Raw genomic sequence first — 18,437 nt, 5'->3', positions numbered from 1 at the left:
GGTCAGCCCTTCACCGCGCCCGTCAGCATGCCCTTCTTGAAATGCCGCTGCACGAACGGCGACAACACGGCCACCGGCAGCAACGCCATCACCATGACCGCCATCTGCACCGCCAGGCCGGACAGTTGGCCGGTCTTGATGGCCTGGCCGAGGCCCACCGGGGCCTCCTGCTTCTGCACGAGCTGGATCATGACGTTCTGCAGCGGCATCATGTCCTGGTCGTTGAGGTAGAGCGAGGCATTGAACCAGGCGCTCCAGTACCCGACGGCGTAGAACAGGGTGATCACCGCGAGGACCGCGCGGGAGAGCGGCATGACGATCTGCCACAGAATGCGGACGTCACCGGCGCCGTCGATGCGGGCGCTGTCGATGAGTTCCTGCGAGATGCCCATGAAGAAGCCGCGCAGCACCAGGATGTTGAAGACGCTGATCGCGCTCGGGAGGATCAGCGCGAGATAGCTGTCGGTCAGGCCCAGCGACTGCACCAGCAGATAGGTCGGGATGAGACCGGCGCTGAAGAACATGGTCGCCAGCAGCGCCAGCAGGATCCAGCGGTGGCCGAGCGAGCCGATGCGCGAGAGGCCGTAGGCGCACAGGACGGACACCGCCATGGAGAACAGCGTGCCGACGAGGGTGATCAGGATGCTGATGACCGAGGCGCGGGTGACCTGGCCGCCGCTGAGGAGTTCCTTGTAGGCGACGAAGGTGATGCCCTTGGGCACCATCACCAGGCCGCCGGCCTCGTCGATGGTCTTCCGTGAGGAAAGGCTGGTGACGATGACGATCCACAGCGGGAAGAAGATCCCCAGGCAGGCGAGGGTCAGCACGAGTCCCTTGCCCGCGAGGCCGGCCTTGCTGGGCTCCTCCTCCCACGTCGGTCGGGGCGGCGGCGCCCAACGGCTGGGGCCGCGCACGGGTTTGTCGATGACGGCGGTCACTTCTTGTACACCCCCTGCTCGCCCATGAGATGGGCCACCTTGTTCGCGGCGAGGACCAGGCCGAGGCTGACCACGCCCTTGATCAGTCCGGCGGCCGCCGCGTAGCCGAAGTCCTGGTTGCGGACGCCGTTCCACCAGACGAAGGTGTCGAGGACCTCCGCCGCTCCTGGTCCGACGGCGTCGCGCTGGAGCAGGATCTGTTCGAAGCCGACGGTGAGGGCGTCACCGACGCGGAGCACCAACAGCAGGGCGATCACCGGGCGCAGCGCGGGCAGCGTGATGTGCCACATGCGGCGCCAGCGACCCGCGCCGTCCATCGCGGCGGCCTCGTACAGGTCCGGGCTGACCGAGGACAGCGCGGCGAGGAAGACGATGATCCCCCAGCCGGCGTCCTTCCACACGCTCTGCGCGGTGATCAGGAACTTGAAGGTGTTGGGGTCGGTCATGATGTCGAGACCGTCGTACCCGTGCTGCCGCAGCAGCTGCGAGAGGATTCCGGCGCCGCCGAAGAGCTGCTGGAAGACGGCGATGACCAGCACCCAGGAGAAGAAGTGCGGCAGGTAGAGGATCGCCTGTGAGAGCGCCCGGACCCTGGGCCTGACCACGCTGTTGATGAGCAGCGCGAGCGCGATCGGGATCGGGAAGTACAGGACGAGCTGGAGGAAGAACAGCACGAGGGTGTTCTGCACGGCATCCCAGAACGCCGAGTCCTCGAAGACCCGTTGGAAGTTCTCGATGCCCACCCAGGGGCTGTGCAGCATGGAGACGATGCCGTTGTCGCTGATGTACGGGTCGTAGTCCTGGAAGGCGACGATGTTGCCGAGGATCGGCACGTAGTTGAAGAGCAGGACCAGCAGGACCGCCGGCAGCGTCATCAGGAGCAGGACGCGGTCGCGTCTGAACCTGAGCCGCAGGCTCACCTTTCCGGAGGGGCGTTTCTCCTGGGAGCCGGTGGCGCGGCCGGATGCCACCGGGGTCTTCTCTGTCGTGTCGGCCTCGGTCCCGCTCCGAGGCACCGTGCTGTGGGACACGGCCGTTCTCCTTGCCTCGGTACCCGGTCAGCTCGCCGCCGGGCCGTTCTCGTCGAGCAGCTTCTTGTACCAGTCGCGCAGTTGGTCGCCACCCTTGCTCTTCCAGTCGGAGACGGCCTGCTGCATGTCGCTGATCTTCTTGCGGCCGCGGACGATGTCGTCCTCCAGCTGCTCGAAGTCGTTGGAGAGGTTGGTGTAGCGGCTGGGTTCGGTGATCTGCATGCCGTAGAAGGAGGACTTCTTGGTGAAGGCGCCCATCCGCTGCTGCCACTCGACCTGCGCCTTGGCGACCTCGGGGAAGTCGGGGTGGGCGATGGTCGCGGTGGGGCTCGCGACCATGACGTAGGCGTTGATGACCTCGTTGTTGCCCTGGTCGGTCTTGGTGGGAACGCCGTTCTTGACGGTGTAGTGGGTGCCCTCGACGCCGTAGTTGGTGAGCATGTACTCCTTGGTGCCGTACGGCGCGGCGGTGACGTTGGCGACGGCCAGCACGTCACGGACGACGGACTCTGAGGCCTTCTTGCTGACGAAGGCGAAGATGTTGGCCGGCTCACCCGCCCAGAGGGTCGGTGAGCCGCCGTCGTGGCCGAAGATGTCCATGCCCCAGATCTTGTAGTCCGGGTTCTGGGTGGCCTGTTCGGCGGTGCGGCTCCACCACTGCGAGATGTCCTGGTTGTAGATGAGGAACTCGCCGGCGGCGAACTTGGGACCAGGGTCGGTGGACTGGCTCTTGCCGAGCTTGGCGTCGGGGTGGACGTACCCGGCGGCGAAGAGCTTGCGGGTCCACTCCAGCGCTTCGAGGTACTCCTGGGTCTCGACGCGGTAGATCAGCTTGCCGTCCACCATGTTCCAGCCGAGCGCCTTCTCGCTGCCGGAGAGCACGCCCCAGGCGTTGAAGGCGGTCCACTTCATGTCCAGGCAGGCCCAGCGCTTGGCCTTGGCGTTGGTGATCTCCTTGGCCAGGGCCATGAACTCGTCGGCGGAGGTGGGGACTTGGTATCCCTCCTTGTCGAAGATGTCCTTGCGGTAGAGGGGCACGATGTTGGCGACATACGAGGACGGCATGGGCAGGCCGCGCAGCTTGCCACCGAAGATGCAGCGCTGCCAGGCATCGGACGGGATCCCGGCCAGGTTCGGGTAGTCCTTGACCTTGTCCCCGGAGAGGTACGGGCCGAGGTCCGCGAACTTGCCGATGATGGCGCTGGGTATCTTGCCGCCCATGTTCCAGCCGGGGACGACCACGACGTCCGGGATGTCGCTGGAGGCCAGGACCGCGCCGAGCTTCTGGTCGTAGGTGTTGCCGTCCTGGTTCTGCCACTCGACGTCGACACCGCTCAGGTCATTCATCGCCTTGTAGTAGGCGTTGTCCGACTTCGGCGGCGACCCCCAGAACGGGGACATGATGCTGACCTTGCCGCCCTTGCCGAGCTTCTTCGGCACCGAGGTCCTCAGGGAAGCGATGTCGAGCTTGCTGGTGAAGCCGACCGCGGAGCCGTTCTTGGCGGCGATGTCAGGGGTCACCACGTTGGTCGCGACGTAGGCCGGCAGCAGCTTCTTGGCGCTCTTGCCCGCCGACGTGCCCCCGCCCGAGCCGCTGTCCGAGCCGCCGCAGGCGGCGAGCAGCGGCATCCCTCCCGCGACCGCCGCGGCGGCGACCGCCGTGGAGGCGAGGAAGCTTCTCCGGCTGGGAGCGGAGGGGGCGGTGTTCGGCGTCATTGCGTCAACCCTTCGTGGCGCACAGCAGGACACCCGGCGGTGGAGCCGTCGGCTGCGGTGTCTTGAGTGGAACTGGCTGAGCTGAAGCGGTCCTCGGAGGACTGCGTCGAAGACTGCGTGCCCCGAGGGAGCCGCTCCACTAGTCGAAGCGCTTCGATGTTGCTGCGAGGTTAAGTGAACACCTGGGGGTGCACAAGAGCCGATTCCAAGATTCCTCGGAGGTGTGGAGGACCTGACCGGCCTCGCCGGGTGCTTGAAATGCCAATGAGGAAACGGAGTTGTGCGTCGAGGTGTCTTGACACCCGCCCCTCGGGCGATCGAGCATCGAAGCGCTTCGAAAGCACCCCGTCGCTCCACCGCAAAGGGATCACCACGTGACCGCACAAACGCCGCCTACGCCGCCTTTTCGCGATCCGCAGCTGCCGTTCGCGAAGCGCATCGACGATCTGCTGGCGCGGCTCACGCTCGACGAGCGCATCGCGTTCCTGCACCAGTTCGCGCCCGCCGTGGAGCGGCTCGGGGTGGCCGCGTTCCGCACCGGCCAGGAGGCGCTGCACGGTGTGGCCTGGATGGGCCCGGCGACGGTCTTCCCCCAGGCCGTCGGCCTCGGCGCGACCTGGAACGACGAGCTCGTACGCCGCGTCGGCGAGGCGGTCTCGGCCGAGGTCCGCGCGATGCGCGCCCGCGACGACCGGGTGGGGCTCAACGTCTGGTCCCCCACGGTCAATCTGCTGCGTCACCCGCTGTGGGGCCGCAACGAGGAGGGCTACTCGGAGGACCCGAAGCTCACCTCCGCGATCGCTACGGCGTACACCCGGGGCCTGCGCGGCGACCACCCCGACTACTGGCGCACGGCCCCCGTCCTCAAGCACTGGCTCGCCCACAACAACGAGACGGACCGGGACACCACCTCCTCCTCGGTCCGTCCGCGCGTGCTGCACGAGTACGACCTGCGGGCGTTCCGCGCGACCGTCGAGGCGGGCGCGGTGGCGGGTGTGATGCCGGCGTACAACCTGATCAACGGCCGCCCCAACCACGTCTCCCCGCACCTCGGGGAACACCTGCGCACCTGGACGGACCAGGACCTCCTGGTCTGCTCCGACGCGGGCGCCCCCTCCAACCTGGTCGACTCCGAGCACTACTTCGACACGCACGAGGAGGCGACCGCCGCCGCGATCCTCGCCGGGGTCGACAGCTTCACGGACCACGGCGAGGACGGTTCGAAGATCGCGGACCGGGTCCGAGGGGCCTTGGAGAAGGGCCTGTTGAGCGAGGCGGACATCGACGCGGCGGTCCGCCGCCAGCTCGCGATCCGCTTCCGGCTCGGCGAGTTCGACCCGCACACGGACCCCCACGGCGGCACCTCGGACTTCGACACCCCGGCCCACCGCGCGCTCGCCCGGGAGGCGGCCGAGCAGGCGATCGTCCTCCTCAAGAACGACGGCCTGCTGCCACTCGGTCCGGGCGTGCGCGTCGCCGTCGTGGGCCTCCTCGCCGACGAGTGCAAGCTTGACTGGTACAGCGGCACACTCATCCACCGCTCCACTCCGCTGGAGGGCCTGTACGAGCGCTTCGGCGCCGAGCGCGTCGACTTCGCCGAGGGCGTGGACCGGGTACGCCTGAGGACCTCCTCCGGTGCGTATCTGTCGGTGCCCCTCGCCGGGGACGCGGACGACGAGGTGCGCGGCGCCGAGGGCGCGCTGGATCCGGCCCTGCTCGCGGGGCGCACGGACCTGCCGCCCCTCACCACCGACGCCACCGGCACCGACCTCGCGCTGATCGACTGGGGCGAGGGACTGCTGACCCTGCGGGCCCCCGACGGGCGCTACCTCTCGGTCGCCGAGGACGGTTACCTCCGCGCGTCCGCCGACCAGCCGGGCGGCTGGGTCGTCCAGGAGACGTTCCGTCTCGAACCGGCTGGTTCCCGCTCCGGATCCCATGGGAGCGGCCACCTCCTGAGGCACGTCGGGACGGGTGGGCATCTCTCTGTCGCCGCCGACGGCGTCAGGGTTGCCGACGACGCCCCGGAGATTTTCGAGCTGGAGTTCGCCGAGCGCGGCGAGGACGCCGTGGCCCGGGTGGCGGAGGCGGCCGACGTCGTCGTGGTCGTGGCGGGCAACGACCCGCACATCAACGGGCGCGAGACGGAGGATCGCACCACCCTCCGGCTCCCCGCCCATCAGGAGCGCCTGCTGCGCGCCGCCCGCGCCGCGAACCCGGACACCGTCCTCGCCCTGGTCTCGGCGTATCCCTACGCGGTGGACCCCACCGACCTCCCCGCCGTCCTGTGGACCGCACACGGCGGCCAGGCGGCGGGCACCGCCCTGGCCCGCGTCCTGGCCGGCGACGTCTCCCCCGCCGGCCGTCTCCCGCAGACCTGGTACGCCTCCGACGCGGACCTGCCCGACCTGCTCGACTACGACGTGATCGGCGGCCGCCAGACGTATCTGTACTTCGAGGGCCGCCCGCTGTTCCCGTTCGGCCACGGCCTCGCGTACACGACGTTCGCGTACGAGGATCTGGAGGTCACCGAGGCGGAAACCACGCTGATGGCCTCCTTCACGGTCACGAACACGGGCGAGGCACCGGCGGACGAGGTGGCCCAGCTCTACGCGCGCGCCGTGGACCCGTCGGTGCCGCGCCCCCGCCGCGAACTGCTGGCTCACCGGCGCCTCCACCTCACTCCCGGTGCCTCGGAGCGCCTGACCTTCGAACTCCCCCTCTCCGCACTGGAGTTCTGGGACGTGGCGGTCGGCAGGACCCGTCTGGAGCCGGGCGCGTACGAACTCCTCGCGGGCACATCGAGCGAGGACATCCGGCTGCGCACCACGATCGCCCTCACCGGCGAGCCCGCCACCCCCCGCCCGGTGCGCGAAACGGGCCTGAACGCGGCCGACTTCGACGAACAGCGGGACACCGAGATCGTCGACCGTACGAAGGTGTCGGGTGACGCGGTGTCGCCGAGGGCCGACGCGACGGGCGAACTCGTCCACCGCGGCTGTGATTTCGGAACGGGTGTCACGCGGGTCGAGGTCGAGGCGTCGGGCGGGGGAGCCGTCGAGGTGTCGCTGGACGGGGGCCCCTCACTCGCGACGGTCAGCTTCGGCGGGACGAAGGGCCCGTACGACTACACCACCATCGGCGCCGAGTTCGCGGCCCACGGTGTGCACGACCTGCATCTCAGGCTGCGCGGCCCACTGCGGCTCGCGCGGGTGGGCTTCTCCGGTTGAGGGTCCGGACAGGCCGACCACCAGGGGCCCGGCACCGGAAGGCATCGGTGCCGGGCCCCTTCGGGAGACTATCTGAAAATGATTGTCGTTAGCCAGAGAGTGGCGCGGAGTGCGCCACACCCTTAGAGCGCGAGGCCCGTCAGGACGAGGACCCGCTCGTAGGTGTAGTCGTCCATCGCGAACTTGACGCCCTCGCGGCCGACACCGGACTGCTTCACACCGCCGTACGGCATCTGGTCGGCACGGTAGGACGGCACGTCGCCGACGACCACGCCACCGACCTCCAGCGCGCGGTGGGCGCGGAAGGCGACCTGCAGGTCGTGCGTGAACACGCCCGCCTGGAGGCCGTACTTGGAGTCGTTGACGGCGGCGAAGGCCTCCGCCTCACCATCCACCTTGCGCACGGTGAGGACCGGTCCGAAGACCTCCTCGCAGGAGATCGTCGCCTCGGCCGGTACGTCGGTGAGCACGGTCGGCGCGTAGGAGGCACCGTCGCGCTTGCCGCCGGTGAGGAGGGTGGCGCCGGACCGGACGGCCTCGTCGACCCAGGACTCCACACGCTGGGCGGCGTCCTCGCTGACCAGCGGGCCGACGTCCGTCTTGTCGTCGGACGGGTCGCCGGTGACCTGGGCCTCGACGGCGGCGACGATGCGCGGCAGCAGCCGGTCGTACACCGACGCGTCCGCGATCACGCGCTGCACGGAGATGCAGGACTGGCCGCCCTGGTAGTTGGAGAAGGTCGCGATCCGCGTCGCGGCCCAGTCCAGGTCCTCGTCGCTCGCCCAGTCGGCGAGGACGACGGCCGCGCCGTTGCCGCCGAGCTCCAGGGTGCAGTGCTTGCGCGGCACCGAGTCCATGATCGCGTAGCCGACCTTCTCGGACCCGGTGAAGGAGATGACCGGGAGCCGCTCGTCCTGGACGAGGGCGGGCATCCGGTCGTTGGAGACCGGGAGGATCGACCAGGAGCCGGCCGGCAGCTCCGTCTCGGCGAGCAGGTCACCGATGATCAGGCCGGAGAGCGGGGTCGCGGGCGCCGGCTTCAGGATGATCGGCGCGCCGGCGGCGATGGCCGGGGCGATCTTGTGGGCGCACAGGTTGAGGGGGAAGTTGAAGGGCGCGATGCCGAGGACGACGCCCTTCGGGAAGCGGCGGGTGAGGGCCAGGCGGCCCTGGCCGCCGAGGTCGGTGTCGAGGCGCTGGGCCTCGCCGCCGTTGAAGCGGCGGGCCTCCTCGGCGGCGAACCGGAAGACGGACACCGCGCGGCCGACCTCGCCGCGGGCCCACTTGATCGGCTTGCCGTTCTCGGCGGAGATGAGCTGCGCGATCTCCTCGGTGCGCTCGACGAGACGCTTGCTGACGTGGTCGAGGGCGGCGGCGCGGACGTGGGCGGGGGTGGCGGCGAATTCGTCGCGCACGGCGTACGCGGCGGCGACGGCCTCCTCGACCTGTGCCTCGGTCGGGACGCTGACCTGTCCGACGACCCGGCCGTCCCACGGCGAGGTGACATCGAAGGTGGTCTCACCGGTGGCCTGGCGGCCGGCGAGCCAGAAGGCGTGGGTGGAAGTCATGTCGAGTCCCGGCCCTTCCGAGGTTGAGGTGTCCTTGGCGTTCGTGGTCCACGGTAGGGCCGCGGCGGCGGGAGGTCGTTTGTCCGGGACGTAGCAGTGGCGGGGCGGGGCACTCCGCTTTGGCGCGATCGAGATGACCGCCACGTTTCCCTCGCCCCCGCCGCCCCTACCCGTCCCCCCCCCCGGGGGCCACGCCCCTGGACCCCCAAAAGACCGCGCACAGACGCCCCGCAGCCGAACGAATCCGAGCCGGCGCGGCACGCGGGGCGCAGCCCCGCCCCAGCCCCCACCCACCCACCCACAGCCGAACAAACGAGGCCGAGCGGGAAATCCGGGGCGCAGCCCCGGACCGAGGGGGCGGGGAACTGCGCGACCAGCGACAGACGGCCCGCAGCCGAGGAACCCGCCCCGGGGGCCGGGGCGGAGCCCCCGGGGCGGCGGCAGCGCGCGCCCGCCCGCGGACGTGGAACCCACCCGGGGTTCCTACTCCCCCGCCGCCGCCGTCGCCTTCAGCGCCAGCCACAGTTCCATGCGGACGTCGGGATCGTCGAGGGAGCGTCCGAGGATCTCCTCGACGCGCCGCATCCGATAACGCAGGGTGTGCCGGTGCACACCCAGGTCGGCGGCGGCGGCGTCCCACTGACCGTGCCGGGACAGCCACGCCCGCAGCGAGGCGACCAGATCCCCCCGCCCGGTGGCGTCGTGCTCGTTCAGCGGACGCAGCAACCCGTCCGCGAACGCCCGCACCGCGTCATCGGCGAGCAACGGCAGCACGGACCCCGCGGCCAGCTCCTCGTGCTCGACCAGCGACCGCCCCCGCCGCCGGGCCACGGACAGCGCCTGCTCGGCCTGCTTGTAGGCGGCGGCCGCGGCGATCGGCCCGGCGGGGGCCGACAGGCCGACGACCAGTTCGTCCTCGTCGCCCACGGGCTGCTCCCGGGCGGCGATCCGCGCGGCGTCCAGCGCGGCCGCGTACTCCCCGCACGCCGTCACCGCCGCGCCTCCGTCCACGGCGAGCACGACCAGCCGCTCCCCGTCGGGCACGACGAGCACGGACTCACCGGAGCGGGCTGCGGCGGACTCGACGATCTCGGCGAGCCCGCCGAGCGGGTCGCCGTTCGTCGGGTCCGGCACCACGACGGGGGCCTTGGACGGCTTCGCGGTGGCCACCCGCGCGTGCCCGTCCGCGTGCGCCCGCGCGGCCGAAGCGGACGCCGACTCGGCGAGGATCAGCCGGAAGGGCGCGTCGAGCAGTTCCCCGTAGAGGTCCCCGGCCACGGTGCGCGCGTGCTCGGGCTGCCCGGCGAGCAGCATGCGCAGCACCGCCGCTCCGATGCGCTGCTCGGCGGCGTGCAGCGACCGTGAGCGTTCGGTGGTGAGGGTCAGCAGTGCGATCGCGGAGTGCACGGCGTAGCGCTCGGCGGTGCCGAGGGCGGCGGCCGTTCCGACGGCGAGCGCGGCGCGGGGGCGGCGGCCGGTGCCGAGGGAGTGGAGTTCCACGCGGTCCTCGCCGCCGACGACGGAGCTGGCGGGCGCGGGACGCTCGCGCAGCCGCTCCACGTCGGGGGTGATGCGTGCGGCCCGCCGTCCGGCCCACTCGGGCGCGGTGGCGACGACAGCGCCGGACGCGTCGTACAGGGCCGCCCAGCCGTCCACCTGTCCCGCGAGCGCCGACAGCAGCCCCTCGGGGCCGTCGTTCAGGGCCTGCTTCGTCAGTTCGCGCTGCGCGGCGAAGCCCGCCGTCACGGCCCGGTACTGGTCCGCGGCGATCGCGGCGGACACCGCCTTGCTGATGGCCAGGAAGGGGGTGCGGCGCGGGACCTCCAGGAGCGGCAGTCCCTCTTCCTCCGCCGCGTCGACCAGGGCCTTCGGGATCTCGTCGTAGTTGACCCCGACGGCGAAGCCGAGCCCGACGACGCCGGCTCCCACCAGCCGCTTCACATAGCGCCGCATGACGTCCGGATCCTCCGCGTCCAGCTGGAGCGCGGTGATCAGCAGCAGTTCCCCGCCCTCCATGTACGGCACGGGGTCGGCGAGCTCGCTGACGTGGGCCCAGCGGACGGGTACGTCCAGACGGTCCTCGCCCGCCCGCACGGTCAGTTTGAGCGCGGAGTGGTGGACGATCGAGGCGAGCGTGGGGCGCATGGGACCTTCAGGTCTTCACAGGATCTTCGACGGTCACGGGCAGTGTGATCTTTTGGCCGCAACGTATGAACGACCTATGTCGATTCTGCCTCACCGTACGGTCGGCCGGTGACCTTGTGTCCAGACACCTAGCTCCGCAGGTCCACCAGCAACGGCGGCGCGTGTTCTCCCCCACCCTGGTGAGCGACAGCACCGCGTGCCCCGGCGGCACCTCGTGCGCCAGCTCGGACGCCGACCACCGCTCCCGCTCGACCTTCCTTATGGTCACCGCGTCCGTGGTGACGGCCTTTCCGGTGACCAACTTGCGCAGAGCGTGGATGGCCCGGGTCATCGGCTGGTCCGCGAAGACGGTGTGCTTGGCCACGTCACGGGTCTCGACCCACTCCGTTCCCCAGGCGTGGGCGAAGCGGCTGCCGTCCCAGGTCGTGACGCCGGAGAACGCCATCCGGCAGCCCACGGCCCCGAACAGCGGCCCGTGCAGCGCCTCGGGGATGTCGCCGATCGTGCGCAGGGCGAGCACCACCCCCGCGTTCTGGGAGCGCAGGCGCTGGATGCGACGTACGGAGTCGGGGGTCAGCGTTCCGGTGGCGTCGTCGAGGACCAGGCAGACGAAGTGCGGGCGCTCGCCGCCGCGGACGACGGCGGTGAACTGGGCCAGTACGAGCCGGGCGAGCAGCCTGGCGGCCTCCTCGTGCCCGTGCTCGGGCAGGTCGATCCGTACCCGGAGCGGGTGGTGGGCCACGGCGCGCAGCGAGAAGGCGCGGGTGGTGCCGCCCGCGCCGAAGAAGTCGGCGAAGGCCGGCCGGTCCAGGAGCGCCAGCCGGTCGGCGAGCGCCGGGCCCGCGTCGGCCGGGCTGCCGACCTGCCGCATACGGGCTTCCAGTTCGCGGCGCATCCCGGCGTGCTGCGGCCCGGAAAGGGCTTCGTGCAGGGCGGTCAGGGCCTCCGGCACGCCTTCCAGGAGTTCCCGCAGGACGGACATCGGCGGGAACGTGCCGTGCACCGCCCGGTAGGGGCCGAGGAGTTGGGCGAGCGCGGTGGTGGCCCGCTGGCCGGCCACCGCGTCGAGGTCCCCGGCCAGCCCTTCGGCGAGGAAGGAGGCCGCTTCGTCGGGGTCGTCGGAGTCCGCGTACAGATCGAGGTCGTGGACGGAGGCTGGGTCGCCGATCTTCACCACGACGTCGAAGGCCGAGTCCGGGCCGAGCGGCGTCCCGGCGGCGGCGACCGCGACGACGGCGCACCGCCCGGTGAGCGCCTGCAGGGCGAGCGACTCGACGACGGGTCCGACCAGGTGCCGGGTCTTCCCGGAGCCGGAAGGACCGACGGCGAGCAGGGAGGTGCCCAGGGCTTCCGGGTCGAGGGCCGCGCCCCCGCCGTCGTAGGCCTCCGGGGTACGGTCCCCGGTCGTCCACCGCCCGATGCGCACCTGTCCCACGAGCACGTCGTGCGCCGCGGTGCGCGCGGGCAGGTCCCGGGCCCCGGAGGGGTGGGTCCAGGCCGCCCCGCCCCGCCGCAGCACGGTGTCGGCGAAGGCCGCCAGGCGCGTGGCGTCCCACTTCGCCGTGGTCCACGCGCGCCGCACCCGGGCGCAGTCCACGTCGTTCATCCGGCCGCCGAGCACTTCGGCGGTGAGCAGGTCCGCCGCCTCGTGCTGTCCGGCGTCACGGAGTTCGGGCCACTGGGCGGCGGGCAGGTCCGGCGCGAACTTCGCGGTGCCGGCCTCCTGTGCCTCGTGGCGCGCGGCTCGGGCGGCGAGCCACTCCCTGGCGTATCCGCGCCAGGCGCCGATCCGGGCGAACGGCCACAGGACGAGCAGGGTGATCAGCGTGTAGAGCCCGTCGGTGATCAGCTGCGACTGGAACAGGTCATAGCCGCCGGAGACCAGGGCGACGAGGGAGAACAGCGGGGCGACGACCGGCAGGGCGTCCCAGCCGACCCCGGGGAAGGCGTCCGGGAAGACGAACGTCAGGGCGATCAGTGCGCCGAGCGCGGCGAGGGCGGCGCGCAGGGGCTGGGGCCGGCCGGTGACGTAGTGGCGGACGACCTCGGGCCAGCTCCCCAGCCGGCCCATGGTGTACACCAGCACGCCGAAGAAGACCCCGTTGTAGACCTCGACGGCCTCCACCCCCTGCCACACCTTGGGCGAGGTGGTGCCGCTCCACCACCAGTCGTCCGGTGTGAACACCTTCAGCACGACCCACATGTAGGGGACGCTGCCGTGGCGCCACAGCGACCAGACGACGAGTGCCACCACGAGCGGGACGGCGAGTCCGACGATCGTGACCGGCGAGAGCCGCTCCCGCCCCTTCGACGGGCGACGCACCCGGTATCCGTACCGCCAGATCCCGGGTCCGGCGGCGGGTCGCGGCTTGTCGAGCCAGTCGGCGACGGTGGGCCGGGGAGCCGGGGACTGCTCCGGTACGGACGGCAGACCCGCGGGTCGTGGCGGTGTCCCCCTCGGCACCGGGGGTACTCCGGGCGGCGGAGACGCGGGTGCCCTGCCGGGTGGCGGCGGCACGGCGGGTCCCGGCACGGCACCGGTATGCCCGCCCCGTGCGTCCTGCGTCCCGTCGCTGTCCATCGCCCTGCCCCCTGACCAGCCGCTCCGTGCTTCGTCCGCGAGTCAATCTAGTGCCCCTGCGGGGGGAGTTCACCGTTTACGCGGCCGGGTCCGCGCCTTGCCCGGACGGAGCGGCGGCGGGAGCGGCGGTGGACATAGAGGGACCGGGACCATCGGCCCCTCGCCCTTCTATGTCCACCGCGGACAACGGAATCCTCCGACAACGCCCACATGGAGCATGCCGACCCTCCGTTCCCGGCCCTAGCCTGCGAAGAAAGAAGTCAAGAGTCCGAAAACACCCCGCCCGGCACACCCCGTCCGCCGCGGGGACCGTCCGGTTCGCAAGATCATCAGGGAGCCCCTCATGACCGCACTTCCGCAGGAGCGCCGCGTCGTCACCGCCATCCCCGGCCCGAAGTCGCAGGAACTGCAGGCCCGACGCATCGCCGCGGTCGCGGCCGGTGTGGGTTCGGTGCTCCCCGTCTTCACCACGCGCGCCGGCGGCGGCATCATCGAGGACGTCGACGGCAACCGTCTGATCGACTTCGGCTCCGGCATCGCCGTGACCTCCGTCGGCGCGAGCGCCGAGGCCGTCGTACGCCGCGCCTCCGCGCAGCTCCAGGACTTCACCCACACCTGTTTCATGGTCACGCCGTACGAGGGCTACGTCGCCGTCGCCGAGGCCCTGGCCGAGCTGACCCCGGGTGACCACGCCAAGAAGTCGGCCCTGTTCAACTCAGGCGCCGAGGCCGTCGAGAACGCCGTCAAGATCGCCCGTGCGTACACCAAGCGCCAGGCCGTCGTCGTCTTCGACCACGGCTACCACGGCCGTACGAACCTGACGATGGCGCTGACCGCCAAGAACATGCCGTACAAGCACGGCTTCGGCCCGTTCGCGCCCGAGGTCTACCGGGTGCCGGTGGCGTACGGCTACCGCTGGCTGACCGGCCCGGAGAACGCCGGCGCCGAGGCGTCCGCCCAGGCGATCGACATGATCAACAAGCAGATCGGCGCCGACAACGTCGCCGCGATCATCATCGAGCCGGTGCTCGGCGAGGGCGGCTTCATCGAGCCCGCGAAGGGCTTCCTTCCCGCGATCAGCAAGTTCGCCAAGGACAACGGCATCGTCTTCGTCGCGGACGAGATCCAGTCCGGCTTCTGCCGCACCGGCCAGTGGTTCGCGTGCGAGGACGAGGGCATCGTCCCGGACCTGATCACCACCGCCAAGGGCATCGCGGGCGGTCTGCCGCTCGCCGCCGTGACCGGCCGCGCCGAGATCATGGACGCCGCGCACGCGGGCGGCCTGGGCGGCACCTACGGCGGCAACCCGGTGGCCTGCGCGGGCGCGCTCGGCGCGATCGAGACGATGAAGGAGCTCGACCTCAACGCCAAGGCGAAGAACATCGAGGCCGTCATGAAGGCTCGCCTCGGCGCGATGGCCGAGAAGTTCGACGTCATCGGCGACGTCCGTGGCCGTGGCGCCATGATCGCCATCGAGCTGGTCAAGGACCGCGCCACCAAGGAGCCGAACCCCGAGGCGACCGCCGCGCTGGCCAAGGCCTGCCACCAGGAGGGCCTGCTGGTCCTGACCTGTGGCACTTACGGCAACGTCCTCCGCTTCCTGCCGCCGCTGGTCATCGGCGAGGACCTGCTGAACGAGGGCCTCGACATCATCGAGCAGGCCTTCGCCCGTATCTGACGCCCCACCCGCCCCAGCCCCGGACCCAGGACGGCCGCTCCGAGCGGATTCCGCTTGGTTCCGGGGCCACGGCGACCGGGGGCAGAGCGTGTGAAGAACGTGTGCGAGGTGCATGACGGGACGCGATTGCGTCTGTCGAAGCCGGATCCCCTGCCGTAGGTTCTACCCAGATGAGAGATACACCCCGCCCACAGGGGACTGTGGGTGACACCGGGTCGAGGCCTCCCCAGCTTCGCCCTGGTCGTGCCCTCGCGCACACACCCGGAGCTTCCGGCTCCGGATCTCCTCACCGATCGGACAGTCGCTCGCCCCAAACCCCCCGGGGCGCGCGACGACCCGATCTGGACGGCCGCCTCGGAACTACCCCCCTGTTCCGGGGCGGCCGACCTTCCTCCTCGGACGTCGCGGCCTCTTCGGACCTCTCGGCTCCCTCGGCCTTCCGGCCCTCCTCTTCGCGCTGATCACCTGGCAGGTCGCGGCCCACGGCCCCCTCGCCCGCGCGGACGAACACCTCAGTGACCGTCTCGTCCACCCCGACCGCGTCTCCGGACTCCTGGCCGACCTGGGCGATGTCACCGTCGCGGTGCCGGTCCTGGCCGTCGTGCTCGGGTACGTGGCGTGGCGGGCCCGCGCGGCCGGGCGGGAGCGCTGGTGGCTGCCGTCCCTCGCGACGGCGGCCTTGATGGCGGTCGTACCGGCATTGATCGTGCCTCTGAAAGAACTGGTCGCCCGGCCGGGCCCACCGGTCACGGGCCCGGGCACGGGCTTCTATCCCTCGGGCCACACCGCCACCGCCGTCATCGCGTACGGCGGCGCGGCCCTGGTGCTGATTCCGTGGCTGCGGCGCGCCGGGGCCCGCCGCGCCCTGCTCGTCGGCTGCCTCGCCCTCAACCTCGGTGTCGCCTTCGGCCTGGTCCGGCGGGGCTACCACTGGCCGCTGGACGTGGCGGCCAGTTGGTGCCTCTGCGCGGTGCTGCTGCTCTCGCTCCGGCTCCTCCTCGGCCGGAACACGTCAGTCGGCACAGGCGTCGGCCGAGACAGCCGTCGGCGGACGTAGACGTCAGCCGAAATAGCCGTCGAAGGTCCGCTGGAACTCCCAGCTCCCGTAGCGGTCCCAGTTGATCGACCACGTCATCAGGCCGCGCAGTCCCGGCCAGGTGCCGTGGGTCGTGTACGAGCCGCAGTTGGTCTTCCTGGTCAGGCAGTCCAGGGTCTTGGTGACCTCGGACGGCGCCACGTAACCGTTGCCCGCGTTCGTCGACGCCGGCATGCCGATCGCCACCTGGTCGGGACGCAGCGGCGGGAAGACGTTGTTCGCGTCGCCCGCGACGGGGAAGCCGGTCAGCAGCATGTCGGTCATCGCGATGTGGAAGTCCGCGCCGCCCATGGAGTGGTACTGGTTGTCGAGGCCCATGATCGAGCCGGAGTTGTAGTCCTGGACGTGCAGCAGGGTCAGGTCGTCGCGCAGGGCGTAGATGACGGGGAGATAGGCGCCGGCCCGCGGGTCCTGGCCGCCCCACTGGCCCGTGCCGTAGTACTGGTAGCCGAGTTGGACGAAGAAGGTCTCCGGGGCCATCGTCAGGACGAACGTGGAGCCGTACTTGGCCTTCAGGGTCTTCAGGGCCGAGATCAGGTTCACGATCACCGGCGTGGTCGGGCTCTTGAAGTTCGTGTCGGCGGCGTCGAGCGAGAGCGAGTGGCCCTCGAAGTCGATGTCCAGGCCGTCCAGGCCGTAGGTGTCGATGATCTTCGAGACGGAGGACACGAAGGTGTCGCGGGCGGCCGTCGTCGTCAGCTGCACCTGGCCGTTCTGGCCGCCGATCGAGATCAGCACCTTCTTGCCCGCGGCCTGCTTGGCTTTGATCGCGGCCTTGAAGTCGGCGTCGCTCTCGACCGTCGGGCACTCGGTGACGGGGCAGCGGGTGAAGCGGATGTCGCCGGAGGTGGTGGAGGTCGGCTCGCCGAAGGCCAGGTCGATGATGTCCCAGCTGTCGGGGACGTCGGACATGCGGGTGTAGCCGGAGCCGTTGGCGAAGCTCGCGTGGAGGTATCCGACGAGGGCGTGCCCGGTGGAGCCTCCCGAGCCCGTGGACGTCGTCGCCGTGACCGTCGCCGACTTGGCCGACTCCCCCGCGTCGTTCACCGCCGCGACCTGGAAGGCGTACGCCGTGGAGGGCGCGAGGCCGCTCACGGTGGTCGAGGTGCCGGTGGCCGTCTGTACTTTCACCCCGTCGCGGTAGACGGCGTAGCCCGTCGCACCGGTGACCGGTGACCAGGACAGGGCGACGGTGGAGGACGTGACCGTGCCGACGGCCAGGCCGGCGGGCGCGGCCGGGGGCTGTCCCGGGTCGGCGCCGGGGCCCACGAGGGAGACGTCGTCGGCGTAGTACGCGCCGGTGCCGTACCAGCCGTGGGTGTAGAGGGTGACCTTGGTGGTGGACGGGCCGGTGCGGAAGGTGGTGGTGAGCTGCTGCCAGTCGGGGGCGGACTGGGTCCAGGTGGAGACGTCGGTGGTGCCGGTGCCGCTCGCGCCGAGGTAGACGTAACTGCCCCGGACGTATCCGGCGAGCGTGTACTGGGAGTCGGGTCTGACGGTCACCGTCTGGGAGCACTGCGCGTTGTCGCTGCCGGCCGGGGTCGCCCGCAACGCCGAACTTCCGCTGCGTACCGGTGAGTTGACGACGGCGCCCGCCGTACAGGTCCAGCCGTCGAGGCCCGCCTCGAATCCGCCGTTCCTGACCAGGTCCGCGTCGGCCGCGCGGGCGGCCGACGAGAGTGCGGCGAGGCCGGGTACGGCCAGAACGGTGGCCGTGCACACGGCGAGCAGCCTTTGACGCGTGGACGGTCCGGTGCGTTCGGTGCGATCCACAACTGCCTCCGGGCATGGGGGGATTCAGGAGAGTGGAGCGCGCCCAACTTGGTCCAGACCAATCCTGTTGTCAAGACCTTCGACCGTTGACGGGGGCCGTTGCCGGGGGCCACGACCCGGGTCCGTCACCGGAGTCCGCCCCGTGGTGGCTGTCGACCCTCGTTCCCGGCGATGCCCGCCGCCGCCTCGTGCATGGCCAGTTCCAGCAGCGCCGGATCGGTGAGCGTGCCGGTGCCGTCCGGCGGGACCAGCCAGCGGACCCCGCCGTTGGTCCGTCCCGGGTACGGCACCACGATCCAGGTACCGCGCCCCGCCGTGCGCACCCCCGTGCCGAGCCAGCGCGCCGCGGTGCCGGGCGGCACGAAGAAACCCATCCTGGCGTCGCCGAAGTCGACGAGCACCGGGCCGAGTCGGTCGATCACCCGGGTCAGCACGTCGAGCGTGGGATAGCCGAGCTCGCCCGGCAGGATCAGTACGTCCCAGAGCCTGCCGGCCGGCAGCAGTGCGACCCTCAGCGGATTGCGCTCCCATTCCCGGCGGCAGGCCTCGGGATCCGGCGCCACGGATGCCAGCCACTCGACCGCCGTCTTGGCCCCTGTCATGGCGGAACCTCCCTCTGTCCTCGTGTCGACGCTGGTCGCGTCACAGAGGGGAGGGAGGTTCGGCCCGGGCATTACGCGG

General features: G+C 71.0%; 10 protein-coding genes and 1 pseudogene. 3 read left to right on the top strand and 8 right to left on the bottom strand.

All coding sequences use genetic code 11. From position 1 onward, the window contains the following. Positions 1–2: 2 nt before the first annotated feature. The 3 genes from AAFF41_RS33770 to AAFF41_RS33760 are packed head-to-tail and all read right to left on the bottom strand — an operon-like array spanning position 3 to position 3,685. A complete protein-coding gene (locus AAFF41_RS33770) occupies positions 3–938 on the bottom strand; it encodes a carbohydrate ABC transporter permease (protein ID WP_319747302.1) in 936 nt (311 codons plus the stop codon). Beyond that, positions 935–1,969, bottom strand: coding sequence for an ABC transporter permease (locus AAFF41_RS33765; protein ID WP_319747300.1), 1,035 nt, complete (start codon positions 1,967–1,969; stop codon positions 935–937). Before AAFF41_RS33765 ends, AAFF41_RS33770 begins: the two co-directional genes overlap by 4 nt. Positions 1,970–1,996: 27 nt before the next feature. Then, complete coding sequence (locus AAFF41_RS33760; RefSeq protein ID WP_319747298.1) at positions 1,997–3,685, bottom strand: extracellular solute-binding protein; 1,689 nt, start codon at positions 3,683–3,685, stop codon at positions 1,997–1,999. Positions 3,686–4,059: 374 nt separating this feature from the next. Here AAFF41_RS33760 and AAFF41_RS33755 point away from each other — a divergent pair, with 374 nt between their 5' ends. Next, positions 4,060–6,915, top strand: a complete 2,856-nt coding sequence (locus AAFF41_RS33755; RefSeq protein WP_343325122.1) for a glycoside hydrolase family 3 C-terminal domain-containing protein — start codon at positions 4,060–4,062, stop codon at positions 6,913–6,915. Between the two features lie 122 nt (positions 6,916–7,037). On the opposite strand, the gene AAFF41_RS33750 is transcribed toward AAFF41_RS33755, so the two are convergent. The 3 genes and pseudogenes from AAFF41_RS33750 to AAFF41_RS33740 form a co-directional block, all read right to left on the bottom strand. Then, a complete protein-coding gene (locus AAFF41_RS33750) occupies positions 7,038–8,483 on the bottom strand; it encodes an aldehyde dehydrogenase family protein (protein ID WP_060901188.1) in 1,446 nt (481 codons plus the stop codon). Positions 8,484–8,966: 483 nt separating this feature from the next. Further along, positions 8,967–10,628: a PucR family transcriptional regulator gene (locus AAFF41_RS33745; RefSeq protein WP_319747294.1), complete on the bottom strand. Its 1,662-nt coding sequence runs from the start codon at positions 10,626–10,628 to the stop codon at positions 8,967–8,969. A gap of 128 nt (positions 10,629–10,756) precedes the next feature. Further along, positions 10,757–13,209 (bottom strand): annotated as a pseudogene (locus AAFF41_RS33740) (ATP/GTP-binding protein). Between the two features lie 343 nt (positions 13,210–13,552). Between AAFF41_RS33740 and gabT the strand changes: the two are divergent. Continuing rightward, a complete protein-coding gene (gene gabT / locus AAFF41_RS33735; RefSeq protein WP_060901190.1) occupies positions 13,553–14,887 on the top strand; it encodes a 4-aminobutyrate--2-oxoglutarate transaminase in 1,335 nt (444 codons plus the stop codon). A 583-nt stretch (positions 14,888–15,470) separates the two neighbouring features. Then, the gene (locus AAFF41_RS33730; RefSeq protein ID WP_343325121.1) at positions 15,471–15,944 is read left to right on the top strand and encodes a phosphatase PAP2 family protein; all 474 of its coding nucleotides are present in this window, start codon (positions 15,471–15,473) and stop codon (positions 15,942–15,944) included. A gap of 3 nt (positions 15,945–15,947) precedes the next feature. On the opposite strand, the gene AAFF41_RS33725 is transcribed toward AAFF41_RS33730, so the two are convergent. Both AAFF41_RS33725 and AAFF41_RS33720 read right to left on the bottom strand, forming a co-directional pair. Then, positions 15,948–17,756: a chitinase gene (locus AAFF41_RS33725; RefSeq protein ID WP_343325120.1), complete on the bottom strand. Its 1,809-nt coding sequence runs from the start codon at positions 17,754–17,756 to the stop codon at positions 15,948–15,950. 125 nt (positions 17,757–17,881) lie between these two features. After that, positions 17,882–18,358: a hypothetical protein gene (locus AAFF41_RS33720; protein WP_319747286.1), complete on the bottom strand. Its 477-nt coding sequence runs from the start codon at positions 18,356–18,358 to the stop codon at positions 17,882–17,884. Positions 18,359–18,437: the final 79 nt, after the last annotated feature.

The organism is Streptomyces mirabilis (assembly GCF_039503195.1).
Lineage (GTDB): Bacteria > Actinomycetota > Actinomycetes > Streptomycetales > Streptomycetaceae > Streptomyces > Streptomyces mirabilis_D.
This window is presented reverse-complemented; position numbering and strand designations above follow the sequence as displayed.

Bases quoted from the DNA above. Each gene is read 5' to 3' on its own strand.
- AAFF41_RS33760 (WP_319747298.1), bottom strand. From the start codon at position 3,685: ATGACGCCGAACACCGCCCCCTCCGCTCCCAGCCGGAGAAGCTTCCTC.
- AAFF41_RS33750 (WP_060901188.1), bottom strand. From the start codon at position 8,483: ATGACTTCCACCCACGCCTTCTGGCTCGCCGGCCGCCAGGCCACCGGT.
- AAFF41_RS33745 (WP_319747294.1), bottom strand. From the start codon at position 10,628: ATGCGCCCCACGCTCGCCTCGATCGTCCACCACTCCGCGCTCAAACTG.
- gabT (WP_060901190.1), top strand. From the start codon at position 13,553: ATGACCGCACTTCCGCAGGAGCGCCGCGTCGTCACCGCCATCCCCGGC.
- AAFF41_RS33720 (WP_319747286.1), bottom strand. From the start codon at position 18,358: ATGACAGGGGCCAAGACGGCGGTCGAGTGGCTGGCATCCGTGGCGCCG.